Here is a 15,706-nt window from a genome sequence, read left to right as displayed (position 1 = left end):
GAGGAGATCAATAATATGCTTATATCAAGTTTAGGACAAGGATTATTATGGGCTCCGTTAGTTATCGGAGTGTTCATTACATTTAGAATCTTAGATATTCCTGATTTAACTACTGAAGGAAGTTTTCCATTCGGGGCAGCAGTCACAATTAGTTTGATGCTGCATGGTCAATCAACCTTTGTTGCCACAATGGCAGGGTTCTTGGCCGGTTGTATCGCTGGAATAGTGACGGGGATTCTGGATACAAAATTGGGGATTCCGTCATTATTAGCTGGGATATTAACAATGACTGGTTTGTATTCGGTCAATATGCATATCATGGGTAAGTCGAATATTCCCTTGCTTGACCAAAAAGTTTTGATGAATTATTTGCCAGAAAGTATAACACCTGATGTACAGACGATTATCGTTGGCTTGATCATTACATCAATAGTCGTTGGATTACTCTATAGTATGTTCAAAACCAGATTGGGACTTTCATTAATGGCAACTGGTAATAACAAAGCTATGAGTTCTGCGAATGGGATTCAGACCGATGGGATGATAATTTTTGGATATATGATTTCCAATGGTCTGATTGCTTTATCAGGTTCATTGATTGCTCAGAGCAACGGTTATGCTGATATCGGAATGGGAATTGGAACCATCGTTATCGGATTGGCATCGGTTCTAGTTGGTGAAATCTTCCTACGTGGACGAAACATTTTGGTGAGATTATTGGCAATGGTATTCGGTGCGATTATTTATCGCTTGTTATTAACAATTGCCATGGGACTAGGATTCCCACCTGATGATTTAAAGATTCTTTCAGCGATTATCTTGGTGATCGTAATCTGTGTACCAATTATTCAGAATCGAATTAAAACTAAAAAGCAATTAAAACAATACTTATCACAGCTATCGGAAGGTGAAGAATATGAACAACAATCAGAAATCAGAAACATTAGTAGTCAAAAACTTACAAAAGGTATTCTTTCCGGGGACCGAGAATGAAAAGCATATTTTAAAAAATGTTAGTTTGAAAGTTTACGATGGTGATTTTATCTCAGTGATTGGTAACAATGGAGCCGGCAAGTCAACGTTGTTGAATACAATTGCTGGAACGTTGTCTGCCGATGCAGGTGAGATTGATTTGGCAAGTCATAGTGTTGTGAACAAGTCGATTACCTACCGTTCTCGCTGGATGTCGCGAGTTTTCCAAGATCCGAAGATGGGAACTGCAGGAGATTTGAGTGTTGCTGAAAACTTGGTTTTGGCACAGAGCCATACACATACCACAAGTTTGCGAAGATATAAGAAAGCTGACAGATGGAACAGGTATCAGGAGTTACTCAAGACCTTGAATATGGGATTAGAAGATAGATTAGAGACACAGGTAAAATATTTGTCCGGTGGTCAACGTCAGGCATTGTCACTACTTATGGCAACATTGAGTAAGCCGAAGCTATTATTGTTGGATGAACACACGGCTGCACTTGATCCTAAGACAAGTCGAGATGTTATGGAGATAACTCAAGATATTGTTACTCGTGAGGGTTTAACAACTATGATGATCACACACAAGATGTCGGATGCTTTGAAGTATGGGAATCGTTTGATCATGGTTCAAGATGGTCAGATCAAACTCGATGTCAGTGGTGAAGACAAAAAGAATTTGAAGTCTGAGGATCTAGTGGGACTATTTGCGTAGTAAATGCGGGTATTTTTAGTTAAACACAAAAAATTGTGTATTTCTGTGTGTTTACGCCGTAAATTTGATGAATTTTATAGTTATATCACAGCCATATTTTTCATATACCTTAATGATTTTATTTGATTTTTATATGACAAAACAAATAACATTTGCTACTTATCGTCTGATACAATGTAATTCTGAAAATGCTTAATAGAGGCGATAGCAAGGGTTAGATTAATGAAAAATGAAAATCGTAGGGATTCTAGATTATATTTTTGGCTGATTATTATAATATTCTTTGGAGCTTTGTTTGTTGAAAAGAAACAAGAAGTATTTGCGGCAACGGTATTGCCAGTTGATTCTCCACCAGCTGATGCGGAAGATCTACAGCATGCTCTGGATACAGCTCCACGTGGAATGGATATTCTTACTGAGAGTTTTATTCAAGGCAAGTTCTATAAGACTAACGATAAAAATAAGCTGAGTAATTTGAATGCCTCGAAGGTTATTCATCGTAATCAAAACGATTTGAATGATCGAACTGGAATATTGCGAGTTACTCATGGTAATAATCAATTGGGCTCGATTTGGAGTAATATTGATGGAAATAATTATTTTGATGTAACAAGACACCAAACAATGTCGATGTGGATGTATTTTGGACGAGAAAAAGATCCCGTGAATCCTAATTCTGTCGGGGACGGAATGGCATTCGTTCTCCAAAATGATCCTCGTGGTGTCGATGCTATTTCTTCTTTTAAAGGTAATCCAGCATATGGGGAGACCTTAGGAGTCTGGGGAGCTGACTTTAACAACAGCACCCAATTACCAACTTCCGAGATAGCAAAAACAGCAATTCAAAAGAGCTTTGCAATTGAATTTGATACGTATCTAAACAAAAAAAGTTATCCTTTTCAATTGAATGGTGAAGGGGTGTCATTTGATATTGATAAGAATTCCAAACATATTGCGATGAATTATCCCGATTCTCCACTTACATATGAAGCTTGGTACACGCCAGCATCGCGAGATAGAAAGTACTATTTCAAAATGATGCACAAGTCTGCCAAGGAATCCATGAAAATGACTGATGCTAACTGGCATCACATAACGATGAAATGGGAACCGAGATATCAGTCACTATACATGAGTTATGACGATAAGAACCTTGATGGAACGCGTAAACCTACTTTTTATGAATGGAATCAACAGATTGATATCAGTCATTTTGATTTGAAGAATAGTAATAAACTCCGTTGGGGATTCACTGGGTCTACAGGTGGACAGATGGAAAATAGTCTGATTGTTTTTGAATCTATTCCTTCATTTGTAAGTGGTGATGCCCATGCCGCAATTCGAAACAATACCAAGAATAAACTGATAACCGATGAAGACTTTCATGTTGATGCTGATGACGATCTGAGTTTCATTTATAACTTGAATTATCAAGAGGGCTCAAAGGATTGGGAGAATATTTTGGCTGATATTAACCTGCCTGAAGAAGTAGAATTTACATCGGGAACAATAATCTATGAAGATGATACTGATGATCCTGAAATAATATCTCTTAGTGAAGTTAATGGTAACAATGTTCAACATATATTGAACAAGCACCTTTCTGACAAGTCTAAGCATGCAATAATTGAATTGCATGCGCGGGTCAAGCCAGTAGCGAACGCTACAATGGTTCCATCTTCTCATGCCAGATTTGAGAGTGATAATTTGATTGCCGATACTGATACGCCGAAGTTTTATATCGACACTGAAGTTTTGCGAATGACAATGAATCCGGATGGAACTTTGGAATATTCCTCAATGAGCCAGTTGGAAGATCAGATCCATGTTCAAGTAGAAGTTCATTACATGGGTGGACAAACAATATATCCTAAGAATATTACACTGTATAGCGAAATTGTCGGTGCCAATCAACAATCTGCTAAGACTTTGCAAGGACCACCAGGAGATACAGCTCCATTTGATCTGTATATTGATAAGAAGAATTTAAAGGTAGGTCAGAATACTATCAAAGTCTACGCCAAGAATTTTCGAACCAAGTGGACTAAGACACATACAATAATTATTAATATTGGGGGTGCTTTAGAATTCGGAAATATTCAACAAGATGTCTTCTTTAAGCCTATTCATGTTGATCAACCTGAACAAGGACGCTTGATTCCACGTCAAAATGGTTGGCAAGTAGAAGTAGTTGATGGGCGTCCAAGTGGAGTCGGATGGACTCTTCAAGCACAAGCTGATGATATGATCGATAAAGCTAAGAATCAAAAATTAAATGGGAATATGATTCATCGAGATGAAGATGGAAATATCAAGCCTCTTGGTGAATTAACCAATATATATTCTAATGTGAAGCATTGTGAGGAAGTTGAAACAATTGATGTAGCCGGTAAATGGAGTGAAGACAGCGGTATATTATTACAACTGAATGATCAATGTTTGGCAGGAAATTACAATGGTTTGATTCACTGGAATCTGGTCGACAGTGTTCAATAGGAAGATAGCCTCGTATTTACGTTACAGAGTAAATGCGAGGCTATTTTTATATATACGTTCAAGCATATATTTATTTTAATTTGATTCCAAAATATCAAATTGTTTTTTACATAATTTGATTAATTTAATATTCATTAATTTGATACAATGTATTTGCCAAAATAAATATATATCACAGTTGAGAAGGGTGATTATATGGGGAAATATAAAAAAATAAATAAATTGCTGTGCACATTTTTTGTGATTATTGCTGCAATTACTACCACAATTGCAGCGAATAATTATATAAATGTTAATGCTGATACCACATCAGGAGACCCGAATGATTTAGCTAATGCACTTGCTACCGCACCTAGAGGACTTGATATTTCTGATCCAACCTTTAGATTAGGTGAGTTCCATTTGAATAATTATCCACAATATAATGTTAATGCTTCCAAAGTTATTAAACGTAATCAAGGTGTTGATGACAAAACAGGAATACTTCGTGTTACCAACGACTTCGGCCAATTGGGTGCTATTTGGAGTAATATCGATGAAGCAAATTATATTGATATTTCACGTGATCAAACTATGTCCATGTGGCTGTACTTTGGTAGACCAATAGATTCCACCAGACCCAAAGAAGTTGGTGATGGTATGGCGTTTGTTCTGCAAAATGACGACAGAGGAATAGGTGCTATTTCAACATTTAAAGGAGATCCTGCGTATGGTGAGACATTAGGTGTTTGGGGAGCTGATTTTGATAACGAAAATTCTGAGGTTACAAATGCTACTATCGCAGGTACAAGTATTCAAAAAAGTTATGCAATAGAGTTTGATACTTTTGCCAATAATTTGGTTACTTACGGTAATCTTAATGGAAAAGGTGTCTCGTTTGATGCTGGTATGATCACTCAACATATTGGGATGAATTATCCTGATGTACCTGGAACATATACTCGACAAGATGTTAATAACATGGTTCCTTATAGGCATTATTTTTCGATGCATCACACGGTTGATATGAAAAATATGAACTTAACGGATGCTACCTGGCATCATATGACGGTTAAGTTCGAACATGCCACACATACGTTGTCATTTGACTATGATGATAAGAATCTTGACGGAACATACAAAGCACCTGATAAGTCAGCATCTACGGTGCTTGATATGGATCACTTCAAATTGGGCGATAGTCAAAAGTTGCGTTGGGGATTTACCGGTTCAACTGGTCAATACATGGAGAATAATTTGATTGTGTTTGAATCGATTCCTTCATTTGTTTCAGCCGATACTAGTGCTTCGATTAAAAATGTCACTAAGAATTACACGATTGGTGCAGGTGATCATGTTGATATTGGTGATAATTTGGACTTCACTTATAATTTGAATTACGAAAGTGGTTCTAAGGAATGGTCTGATATTTTGGCAAGTATGAACCTACCATCTGAAGTCACTTTCCACTCAGGTTCTGTTATTTACAATGATAATGCTGGAGATGTTGAAGAAATACCATTTTCGGAATATTCAAATAATAATGTACAACATCTGCTATCAAAGGATTTATCTGATACTAATAAAAAAGCCACGATTGTCTTGCATACCACGGTAAATTCCGTTGATAGACAGACTGACGTGAAAGAGTCGTTAGCGAAGTTCTCTAGTGATAATTTCATTATTAACGATCAAACTCCCAACTTTGTTATCGACGTGGATGCACTGAATATCAGTACTGATCCGTCTGGAACGGTGAATTATGGAAGTTTGAGCGAGATTCCAGATACGATACCTGTAACTGGTAATATTTGGTATTCAAAAGTTTCGACCATTAACCCAGCAACTATCAAAGTTAAGAGTAGTTTCAATGGTGGAGCAACCGTAACTACGTCGGCTACAGGAATAATTGGTGCAACGGCTCCATTTTCACTGTCTATTGATAAGTCCCAATTGCATATTGGTCAAAATACACTGACCCTTTATGGACAAGATAATGCTGGCAAACGTACTAAAGAAGTTACGATAATCTTCAATGTTGGTGGAGGATTATCATTTGGTAAGATAGCTACTGATGTGTTCTTTAAAGATGTGCATCTTGGATATAAAGGAGAAATTGTTCCTCGAAAACCAGGATGGCAGATTGAGGTAATTGACGGGAGATCGACTCGAAAAGGGTGGACTTTGCAAGCAAGAGCGACATCTTTAGTTGATGAAAAAACAAGTAGTCAGTTAATTGGAGAAATCGTTCATCGTAATGATAGTGGTACCGTGTCTCCATTGCTGAACTGGACAGATATCTATTCTCATGTGAAAGATACTGATGACGTTGAAACATTCGATGTAGCCAATGCTTGGACGCAGAATAACGGCGTCTTACTTCAACTTAATGGTAAAAATAAAGCAGGTTCTTATTCTGGTAAGATGGAATGGAACTTGTTAGATAGTATTTAATTTAAATTAGTGCGTGGTAAAACATGTTTAACAATCTAAAAGAATCTCGTATTTACTAATTAAATACGAGGTTCTTTTTAGTAAAACGGAAGTAGATATTGAGTAATAGGATTTCAAATGTGTAATGAAATTTGAATTATGTTATTCTGAGAACATTATGGAGGTGCAGATCATTAAGACATTAATAGTAGTTTCGCATCCAGAAATTGATAATTCTCAAACACAACAATTTTTGAAGAAGGGTTCTGAAGATGTTAAGGCAGTTTGGCATCATGTTGAATCTTTAGATGAGATTGATGTTGATGCAGAGCAAAAGTTACTAAAAAGTGCTGACAGAATAATTTTCCAGTTTCCACTATATTGGTATGCTGCACCTTATGGGTTGAAAAAATGGGAAGACGAAGTCTTAACCCGTAATTTTATATATGGTGATGGTACCTTTCCACTTCAAGATAAAGAATTCGGATTGGTTGTCACGACCGGTATGCCTCTAAAAGATTTTAAACATGGGGCAACTGAGAATATTACTTTAGATGAAGCAATGGCACCATATCGAGCCATCGCTAATTTAGCTAAAATGCAAATATTACCATTATTTTCAGTTCCACAGTTTTGGTATATGAACGAAGAGGAACAGATGCAGTTACTGATTGATTATCAACGATATTTAAGTCAGACAATGCCTGATTCTTTGGCTAATCGTGGAGAATGGTTTGATGAACACCTACAGAGATTTGTTGAAGAATTAAAAGATGAAGACCAATTCACGGGTAACCTGATTCTGGATACTTTTAAGAATAATAAGGATGATTTGGATCAGCTGAGTGCTACTTTGAAGATGATCAAAAATGGGGATGACGATTAATATGGATGAACAGTCAGAATGGTTACTGAGTCAAGTGGATCAATTAAAAGATAAGCAGCCGGAATATGAAAAAAGAGCATTTTTAACTGCCTTAAAAAAGGTTGTGATTGAGCAAGTTATCAGAACTGATCAAATTCAACATGAACTTGATGGTCGTTTGTGGAATCATGATAAGTGGTAGACTTTTGCTTTGGTTTCCGGTTACAAAATATTTCATCTGCCGTGGGGAACGTCTTCAGCCAAAGAGCGGTCTGAAGACTCGCCTTGAAGCTTTGCTTCGCAAATCTCCAAGCTCGTCCCATGGTGTAATGAACGATGAATCATCGTTCAAACACCATTTTCACGGCTGATAAAATATTTTGTAACCTCCAGCCATATTCCAGCTTTAATTATTGATTTGAGTTGTAGGCGGCAAACACAACAATGAATTAATATAAACTAACGGTATTTTTATAATACTGTTAGTTTATTTTTTTTGAGCGTTTATTTTGATAACCAATACCAAAAGGACTATAAAGACGGTGGATGTTTAAACAGATAAACGGCATCCAAATATAATAGTATTTTTACGAGAAAGCTTTTTTATTCGAGGATTAAATCATGAAAAATTTAATTAAGGGAACGGCCATATTGGGAGCTATAGCCCTTGGAGCTGCATCGACGCTTGTCACGGCAGCAGCTGCCACGACAACACCCATAACTTCGACTTCATCATCAACGGCTACTTTAAACCAATATGGATCATTAACATTGGATAAAGTGCCAGCAATTGATTTTGGATCACAAAATTATTCAGGTGCAAAAATTACATATCCAGCAACTTCTGTTTCTCCTTTGCATGTTACTAACCCTGCATTTGCAACAGGTTGGAATGTAACTGCTGCTGCAACATCATTTACAACTACACCAACAACTACAGGTGGTGCAACAAGTACATTGCAAGGTGCAACGTTAACGCTTGATACAACGTCAGGAGATCCAATAACTGCCGATGATAGCACCAACGTTTCAACACCACCAACAGCTGTTACACCAGTAACACTTTCAACAACGGCTTCAAAGATTGAATTTGCTGATGTAGATCAAGGTATTGGTGCATATACTACACAATATACTGATAGCGATGTTTCATTATACGTACCAGCTGGTAATTTACCAGGTGCATATACATAAACCGTTACATGGACATTAGCCGACGCACCAGCATAATCTTTTAAATATTTTGAAAGACAATACCGATTTGTATTGTCTTTCTTTTATCGAAATTTGAGGCGTGTAACCTCAACATCTCGTTCTTAAACTTGGAAGGATGGATGATAATGATAAAGAAAATATTTCTACCAATAATTCTTGCCGTTACATCTTTGTTTGTATTTTTAACGTTTGGGTCATTGAATGTGAAGGCTGACACTTTGAATTATACGGTTGGAGCTGATTTGCCGGATAATCAAATTGAAAAAAATGGTTCTTACTTTGATTTGAAAGTTACACCTGGTCAAAGTCAGGATTTGACTGTCAAAATAATGAATAAAGATAATGAAAGTCATCATTACGAAGTTTCGGTAAATCGTGGTTTGACAAACAATAATGGTGTTATTGACTACAGTAGTCATGGATCTGCCAAGAGTGACGGATTGGAATATAATATCGAATCCCTAGCTACAAGTCCCCAAGACGTTGTAGTGAATGCTAATTCAACCAAATTAGTTACTGTACATTTGGATACTCCAAAGGATAGTTTTTCAGGAATAATTCTTGGTGGTATTAGGGTTCAAGAAATAACTTCGACACCTAAATCGAAGAAAAAAGGTATTCATATTAATAATGAATATGCTTATGTGATTGGTTTGGAACTGAGACAAAGTTCGGATAAAATTAAACCAATAGTTAAGTTGGGAGACATTAGTGAGAAACAGTTTAATAATTATAACTATGTTGCCGCTAATTTAATTAATCCAACCCCTTCAATTATTGATAATATCTCAGTCAATGCAACAATTAAGGATAATAAGGGTAAAGAGATTTATACACAAAGTAAGAGTAGTTTATCTATGGCACCAAATAGTGACTTTGATTATTTGATTGGTAGTCCAAAACAGACCTTGAAGGCCGGAACTTATGAACTTGTTTTGAACGCAAAGTCTGGCTCAACAACTTGGCATTTTGATAGAAAGTTTGCTATAACAACTGAAACCGTCAAGAAGTTAGCTAAGACTACTATTACCCCTAAGACAAATAACGGACCAAATTACTTGTTGATCGCCTTTATCATTGCAATTCTATTGATCATGATTCTTGTGATTTTGGAATATCGTAAGAAGTATAGAAAGTCATAGAGCGTGACAATATCTGAGAACATCTGAGCATTACCTAGAATAATGGATTTATCACGAAGTGATAAAATCATTATTCGTAGTAAGCGTAGGATGTTAGATATTGGAGCGCATTTAGTAGAGCGTGACAAAACACGTTATAACTTCTGAGTATAACCTAAAGAAATCTCGTATTTACGTAGTAAATGCGAGATTTCTTGTAGTTAAACGGAAGAAGTTGTTTTTTGTTACGCGTTTACGCTGCAATTTTAGTGATCTATGTAGTTATTGTCACACAGCTCATTATTCTTAGTCAGCGGAAGATGCTAAATATTATAAATACAAGAAAAGACTGCAGAAATGCAGTCTTTTTTGTATCTTATTAGTTGATTTTTCACATCAATAGTTAACTAAGTATCGCTATACTTAACTTTGTTTACCACATATAATTGATTTATAGAAAAGTGAGTGGTGACTAATATGAAGCTAAATATGGGAACAATTATTTCTTCAAAGCGCAAAGACAAACAAATAACACAACAGCAATTAGCTGATTTCATGGGAGTTTCCAAAGCATCCGTATCTAAATGGGAAACGGGTCAATCATTTCCTGATATTACTTTGTTGCCGCTTTTAGCGGGTTATTTCAATATAAGCATTGACGAATTGATGAATTATAGCAATGATCTTTCGACAGAACAAATTCGCAAGATTTATACCTCGATTTCTAATGAGTTTGATACCAAAGCGCCAGAAGAGGTATGGAATTCAATTGAAGATGTTATTCATCGTTACTACTCATGTGCACCCTTGATTCTGGAAATGGGTCAATTACTGATCAATCATGGTGACTTATTACCGGGAAATTCTCGTGAGAGCAAGATGAAGAAGTATCTTGGAAAGGCACAAGAATTATTCACCCATGTTTTGGAGATATCTAATGACCCAGTCATCCTTGATAAGGCAACTGATTATTCTGCATATTGTTCATTGATGCTTCAAAAGCCTGAAGAAGTTCTAAGTATTCTTGGTGAGTATATGCCGGAGTATTATCCTACAGAAAGCCTAATTGCATGGGCGTATCAGTTGAAGGGTGACAAGGATAGAGCTATTTCGACGATTCAAAGTTCGTTGTTTCAATATGTAGTAGTTTTGATGAGTCAAATCAATAACTACTTACAGCTATTAATTGATCAACCAAACAAGTTCAACGAGACTTATTTACGTGGTCAGACGTTAATCAAATCCTTCTCGCTCAAAGAATTGAATCCAACGGTTGTCGTTAATTTTCTAAACTCAGCTGCCATGGGATTCGCACAAATGAATGATTCTGATGAAGTGATGGATTGTTTAGATGAATATGTTGATTTGTTAGGTCGTATGCAGTTTCCACTTAGTTTGCATGGAGACAGTTACTTTGACCAGATTTATGGTTGGCTTAATCAGACCGATTTAGGTCATTCATTACCTCGTGATGAGAATCAGATTAAGACAGACTTTGTGACAATAGTTACCGATAATCCATTTTTTAAGCAGTATCAAAATGATGACCGATTCAAAGAAATATTGAATCAACTAAATACGATTAAGGAGCGTTTTGAAAATGAATAATGCAAATATAGTTATGGATAATCTTCCATTGTTTATTCCTTTGATTTTACTTGAAGTTGGTTTAGATTTAGCGGCACTGATACATATATTTAGGCACAAGAACTATCGCTATGGTAATAGGATATTGTGGGTATTACTAACGTTATTTATTAATCCGATTGGCGCTATATTGTACTTTGTCATTGGACGGGAGACGTACTGATGGCAATATTGGAATTGCATGATGTATCGAAACATTTTGGTGATAAATCAGTATTGAATGGATTGGATTTTTCAGTACCAGAGGGTTCAATATTTGGTTTTGTTGGTGAGAATGGTGTAGGTAAAACTACCACAATGAAGATGATTCTAGGATTAGAAACGATTTATTCGGGATCAATTTTGATTGATGAAAAACAAGTTCATTATGGTGATTCCATTGCCAATAAGGTTGTTGGATATTTGCCGGATGTTCCTGAATATTATGGTTATATGACACCAATTGAATATTTGACACTTTGTGGTCGTATAACGGGAATGGATTCAGGATTACTTAAGACTAGGATCAATGAGATGCTTAAGACGGTTGACTTGCCGATAGATAAGCACCGTATCCATGGTTTTTCAAGAGGGATGAAGCAACGACTTGGGATTGCTCAAGCTTTGTTAAATGAGCCGAAATTATTGATTTGTGATGAGCCAACTTCAGCGCTGGATCCTATTGGACGAAGTGAATTTTTGAATTTATTAGCGAGCTTACGTGGTAAGACTACGATAGTCTTTTCAACTCACATATTAACTGATGTTGAACGTATTGCTGACAGAGTTGGAATATTACATGATGGAGTATTGAAAGCAAATGATTCGTTGGCTAATTTGAAGCAACAGTTTGCCAAGCCGCAGATTGTTTTGACATTTGCATCTAAAGATGACGCCACACAGGCTGGCATTGTATTAGGCAATAATATTCAGATTGCTGATAAAAAGGTTATTTTGAACTACACCGGGAAATTTGAAACCGTGGCAGAAGTAATTCTAAGCTCATTATTGAAAGAACATTTGATTCCAACTTCGATGAATGGGCAAGATACCACATTGGAAGATATCTTTATGGAGGTGACTACTTCATGATTTCAACTTGGTATTTTATCCGCAAGGAAGTTATGGAAGCATGGCGTAATTATCATATTTTGATGATTACAATAGTTTTTGTTATCTTTGGAATTTCAAGTCCGCTATTCGCTAAGTTAACTCCGGAAATTTTGAAGATGGCATCTGGTAGTGGTATGACGATTAAAATGCCAGATCCTACCAGCGTTGATTCATGGCAGCAGTATTTTAAGAATATTATCCAGATTGGTATTTATGTTTTGACAGTAATTTTTAGCAGCACTATTAGCAATGAAATTTCTCGTGGAACTTTGGTCAATTTGGTTGCTAAAGGATTACCAAGGTATGCAATTGTTTTGTCAAAATATATCGTGGCATACGCACAGTGGTGCTTAGCTGTTCTGATAGCATTTCTTATAAGTTGGGGTTACACACTCTATTATTTCCCAGATAGCAAGAGTCCAAATGTGTGGACGGGAGTGTGGCCATTATTAGTATTTGGATTGATGTTTGTCGCAGTTACAGTTTTTGGATCAACATTAGGCAAAAGTAATTATTTAGGTTTTTTGGCATCAGTGATTGTTTTCATTATTTTAACGTTGTTGAATTTGTTTAAGGATATCAAAAAATACAATCCAATAGCATTGGTCACGGATAATATGTCACTCGTAAAAGGAACAGAGAATATTTCTCATATTATGCCTGCTATTTGGATAACAATTGTCTTGGCGTTAGTGACCGTGTATTTATCAGTGCTGGTTTTGAAGCAGAAGAAACTTTAAAACTTCATACTTGCAAACATGTAACTAATGAAATAACATGTCTATATTGAATAGAGGAAGGTTGATAAATATGAAATATATCATTACTGGTGCGACAGGCCATTTAGGCTCACAAATTCTAAAAGGAGTTATGGAACTTGTACCTAACTCAGATATAAGTGTTGGGGTTCATACTGTAAGTAAGGCTAAGAATCTTGCTGATGAAGGATTAGAAGTATTACCAATCGATTATATGAATGAAGATATGATGGTCAGTGCATTGACTGGCAAAGATGTCTTCGTTTATGTTCCAAGTAAGAGTCATGATAGTTTCAGCCGTGTAACTGAATTAGAAAATGTAGTTGCGGCGGCTGAAAAGGCCAAAGTTGGACATATCTTAGCTATGGGATTTATAGCCGATCAAGAGAATAATCCTTTCGATTTGTCAGCATTCTATGGTTATCTACCACGTAGATTGGCTGAGTCCAATTTGAAATTTACCATTATTAAGAATGCTTTATATGCTGATCCATTGGTTCCATATTTACCAGAATTGATTGAACGTAAAAATGTTATTTATCCAGTTGGTAAAGAAGCATTATCATTCATCAGTTTGGAAGATAGTGCTAAGGCTTTCGCAAAGGTTGCTACGACTGAGGAATTGCGTCAAGATGGCAAAATTTTTACATTGACTCAAGATAGAAATTACACCATGCCAGAATTAGCAGCCGTATTATCTGAAGTTTCTGGTCATCAAATTGGTTATAGTCCAGTTTCATTGCAGGAATTCTCTGATATGTACAACCAAGGTGGCGAAGGTCATATGCTTGGTTCAATGTATAAAGCTGGTGGAATGGGCTTGCTTAACGTAGTTACAGATGATTATCAACAAATTATGGGACATGTTGCTACTGGTTTGAAGGATTTTTTGGTTTCTAAGCTGTAGTTGGTTTTCCGCCTACGGTTTGAAACAATATATTCCGCCATTTAATTGAACGTGTTCTAGGAATATTACATCGTTCCCATAAATAAATCTGTATTATTGGTTTATGATACGTGTTCGCTTGGCTTAAGCATTAATGCAATTACAAAGCGAATTAAACCGATTAAAATAATACTGGCGAAGAATGTCCGAACACCGATAAATTGTGAGTAGGTACTAAAAAATGATTGAATGATTACTAATACTCCAGTACCGATGGATCCTCCAACTTGGCGAAATGTATTAACCATAGCCGTACCATGGTCTAGCAACTTTACCGGTAAGACGTTTAATGCTTCGGTTGTTAAAGGTGTCATTACTAAAGAATTACCAATCATTTTTAGGACCAGACAAACTGCCATCATAATAAGCGAAGTATGAGCTGTGAGAAATAGAAAAGGAAGCATGGAGACTGATACAATAAGGCTTCCGATAATGCCTAATATTTTTCCACCGACATGATCATATAAACTTCCTGCAATCAATGATGTCAGGCCACTGGCGAGCGCACCAGGCAATAACACAAAGGCAGATGTTAAAGCAGTGTAGTGCATTTCGGATTGTATTAACGTAGGAATAACGGCTTGGGGTCCAATCAAAGTAATAAAAGATAACACGACTAGGATCAAGGACAATGAAAATTGTCGATTTCTAAAAACGTGAAAGTCAAGCATTGGTTTAGACAATTGCAACTCGCGATGGATGAAAATCACAATGAATATTCCACCGATGATGATTGAAAAAATTCCAAGCTGCATATTTTGATTGAGACTACCAGTACCGTAAAGCAATAATCCGAATCCAAGTGTTGAGTAGATAACTGAATTATAGTCTATTTTATTTTTTGAATTAGGTGTACCAACATTTTGCATTTGAAAAGTGGCCGCAATGATTAGTCCAATACCAATAGGGAGGACTAACCAGAATAAGAAGCGCCAAGATAACTTGCTGATGATAAATCCAGCAATAGTAGGACCAATCAATGGTGCAAAACCGGTAGTAAGACCGATAATCCCCATTACGGTGCCATGTTGACTTTTCGGAACAATGGTAAACATGACCACTTGCATTAAAGGAATGATTATACCAGCACCGATAGCTTGGATAAGGCGGGAAATTAATAACATACTGAAAGTAATGGATAGAGCTGACAATAAGGTGCCTAGTGTAAAGGCACCAAGTGCGAATAACGTCAGTTGACGGGTAGTAAAACGACTAATTAAAAAGGCTGTAACCGGTATCCATATACCATTAACTAACATATACGCAGTTGTCAGCCATTGGACAGTGCTATTATTTATCGAAAATGTTTTCATGATATCCGGAAATGCTGTAAAAAGTAGAGTCTGATTCAAAATTGTAATAAATGCACTCATCATAAATATAACGAGAATAGTTTTAATATGATACGTTTTGGTGACAGGCATGGTATCTCTCCTTTGTAACTAATCAGCTCAGTTGTAAATA

14 protein-coding genes are annotated in these 15,706 nt (G+C 36.3%); 13 read left to right on the top strand and 1 reads right to left on the bottom strand.

Annotated features, from left to right (window positions below; genetic code table 11):
• Positions 1 to 15: 15 nt before the first annotated feature.
• From EKM66_RS09930 to EKM66_RS09870, 13 genes are all read left to right on the top strand, one after another.
• On the top strand, positions 16 to 993 hold the full coding sequence (locus EKM66_RS09930; protein ID WP_125764148.1) for an ABC transporter permease: 978 nt from the start codon (positions 16 to 18) through the stop codon (positions 991 to 993).
• Positions 917 to 1,690 (top strand): ABC transporter ATP-binding protein, encoded by a 774-nt coding sequence (locus EKM66_RS09925; RefSeq protein ID WP_125764146.1) that lies wholly within the window; start codon positions 917 to 919, stop codon positions 1,688 to 1,690. Before EKM66_RS09930 ends, EKM66_RS09925 begins: the two co-directional genes overlap by 77 nt.
• A 222-nt stretch (positions 1,691 to 1,912) precedes the next feature.
• On the top strand, positions 1,913 to 4,186 hold the full coding sequence (locus tag EKM66_RS09920; RefSeq protein ID WP_125764144.1) for an L-type lectin-domain containing protein: 2,274 nt from the start codon (positions 1,913 to 1,915) through the stop codon (positions 4,184 to 4,186).
• A 195-nt stretch (positions 4,187 to 4,381) separates the two neighbouring features.
• Positions 4,382 to 6,619, top strand: a complete 2,238-nt coding sequence (locus EKM66_RS09915; protein ID WP_125764142.1) for an L-type lectin family protein — start codon at positions 4,382 to 4,384, stop codon at positions 6,617 to 6,619.
• A gap of 124 nt (positions 6,620 to 6,743) precedes the next feature.
• Positions 6,744 to 7,484: an NAD(P)H-dependent oxidoreductase gene (locus tag EKM66_RS09910; RefSeq protein ID WP_225426594.1), complete on the top strand. Its 741-nt coding sequence runs from the start codon at positions 6,744 to 6,746 to the stop codon at positions 7,482 to 7,484.
• Between the two features lies 1 nt (position 7,485).
• Positions 7,486 to 7,665 (top strand): hypothetical protein, encoded by a 180-nt coding sequence (locus EKM66_RS09905; protein ID WP_125764140.1) that lies wholly within the window; start codon positions 7,486 to 7,488, stop codon positions 7,663 to 7,665.
• A gap of 419 nt (positions 7,666 to 8,084) precedes the next feature.
• Complete coding sequence (locus tag EKM66_RS09900) at positions 8,085 to 8,657, top strand: WxL domain-containing protein (RefSeq protein WP_125764138.1); 573 nt, start codon at positions 8,085 to 8,087, stop codon at positions 8,655 to 8,657.
• A gap of 146 nt (positions 8,658 to 8,803) precedes the next feature.
• The gene (locus tag EKM66_RS09895; RefSeq protein ID WP_164505118.1) at positions 8,804 to 9,820 is read left to right on the top strand and encodes a DUF916 and DUF3324 domain-containing protein; all 1,017 of its coding nucleotides are present in this window, start codon (positions 8,804 to 8,806) and stop codon (positions 9,818 to 9,820) included.
• Between the two features lie 456 nt (positions 9,821 to 10,276).
• On the top strand, positions 10,277 to 11,407 hold the full coding sequence (locus EKM66_RS09890) for a helix-turn-helix domain-containing protein (RefSeq protein ID WP_125764134.1): 1,131 nt from the start codon (positions 10,277 to 10,279) through the stop codon (positions 11,405 to 11,407).
• Positions 11,400 to 11,609 carry a PLD nuclease N-terminal domain-containing protein gene (locus tag EKM66_RS09885; RefSeq protein ID WP_125764132.1) on the top strand — a complete coding sequence of 70 codons (210 nt, stop codon included), beginning with the start codon at positions 11,400 to 11,402 and terminating at the stop codon, positions 11,607 to 11,609. Before EKM66_RS09890 ends, EKM66_RS09885 begins: the two co-directional genes overlap by 8 nt.
• The gene (locus EKM66_RS09880; protein ID WP_125764130.1) at positions 11,609 to 12,517 is read left to right on the top strand and encodes an ABC transporter ATP-binding protein; all 909 of its coding nucleotides are present in this window, start codon (positions 11,609 to 11,611) and stop codon (positions 12,515 to 12,517) included. Before EKM66_RS09885 ends, EKM66_RS09880 begins: the two co-directional genes overlap by 1 nt.
• Positions 12,514 to 13,278, top strand: a complete 765-nt coding sequence (locus EKM66_RS09875; protein ID WP_225426593.1) for an ABC transporter permease — start codon at positions 12,514 to 12,516, stop codon at positions 13,276 to 13,278. The genes EKM66_RS09880 and EKM66_RS09875 overlap by 4 nt, the downstream gene beginning before the upstream one ends.
• A 70-nt stretch (positions 13,279 to 13,348) precedes the next feature.
• Positions 13,349 to 14,203: an SDR family oxidoreductase gene (locus tag EKM66_RS09870; RefSeq protein ID WP_125764128.1), complete on the top strand. Its 855-nt coding sequence runs from the start codon at positions 13,349 to 13,351 to the stop codon at positions 14,201 to 14,203.
• Positions 14,204 to 14,304: 101 nt separating this feature from the next.
• On the opposite strand, the gene EKM66_RS09865 is transcribed toward EKM66_RS09870, so the two are convergent.
• A complete protein-coding gene (locus EKM66_RS09865; protein WP_125764126.1) occupies positions 14,305 to 15,666 on the bottom strand; it encodes a DHA2 family efflux MFS transporter permease subunit in 1,362 nt (453 codons plus the stop codon).
• Positions 15,667 to 15,706: the final 40 nt, after the last annotated feature.

The organism is Companilactobacillus hulinensis (genome assembly GCF_003946555.1).
GTDB lineage: Bacteria > Bacillota > Bacilli > Lactobacillales > Lactobacillaceae > Companilactobacillus > Companilactobacillus hulinensis.
This window is presented reverse-complemented; position numbering and strand designations above follow the sequence as displayed.

Bases quoted from the DNA above. Each gene is read 5' to 3' on its own strand.
- EKM66_RS09930 (WP_125764148.1), top strand. From the start codon at position 16: ATGCTTATATCAAGTTTAGGACAAGGATTATTATGGGCTCCGTTAGTT.
- EKM66_RS09925 (WP_125764146.1), top strand. From the start codon at position 917: ATGAACAACAATCAGAAATCAGAAACATTAGTAGTCAAAAACTTACAA.
- EKM66_RS09920 (WP_125764144.1), top strand. From the start codon at position 1,913: ATGAAAAATGAAAATCGTAGGGATTCTAGATTATATTTTTGGCTGATT.
- EKM66_RS09915 (WP_125764142.1), top strand. From the start codon at position 4,382: ATGGGGAAATATAAAAAAATAAATAAATTGCTGTGCACATTTTTTGTG.
- EKM66_RS09910 (WP_225426594.1), top strand. From the start codon at position 6,744: ATGAAATTTGAATTATGTTATTCTGAGAACATTATGGAGGTGCAGATC.
- EKM66_RS09905 (WP_125764140.1), top strand. From the start codon at position 7,486: ATGGATGAACAGTCAGAATGGTTACTGAGTCAAGTGGATCAATTAAAA.
- EKM66_RS09900 (WP_125764138.1), top strand. From the start codon at position 8,085: ATGAAAAATTTAATTAAGGGAACGGCCATATTGGGAGCTATAGCCCTT.
- EKM66_RS09895 (WP_164505118.1), top strand. From the start codon at position 8,804: ATGATAAAGAAAATATTTCTACCAATAATTCTTGCCGTTACATCTTTG.
- EKM66_RS09890 (WP_125764134.1), top strand. From the start codon at position 10,277: ATGAAGCTAAATATGGGAACAATTATTTCTTCAAAGCGCAAAGACAAA.
- EKM66_RS09885 (WP_125764132.1), top strand. From the start codon at position 11,400: ATGAATAATGCAAATATAGTTATGGATAATCTTCCATTGTTTATTCCT.
- EKM66_RS09880 (WP_125764130.1), top strand. From the start codon at position 11,609: ATGGCAATATTGGAATTGCATGATGTATCGAAACATTTTGGTGATAAA.
- EKM66_RS09875 (WP_225426593.1), top strand. From the start codon at position 12,514: ATGATTTCAACTTGGTATTTTATCCGCAAGGAAGTTATGGAAGCATGG.
- EKM66_RS09870 (WP_125764128.1), top strand. From the start codon at position 13,349: ATGAAATATATCATTACTGGTGCGACAGGCCATTTAGGCTCACAAATT.
- EKM66_RS09865 (WP_125764126.1), bottom strand. From the start codon at position 15,666: ATGCCTGTCACCAAAACGTATCATATTAAAACTATTCTCGTTATATTT.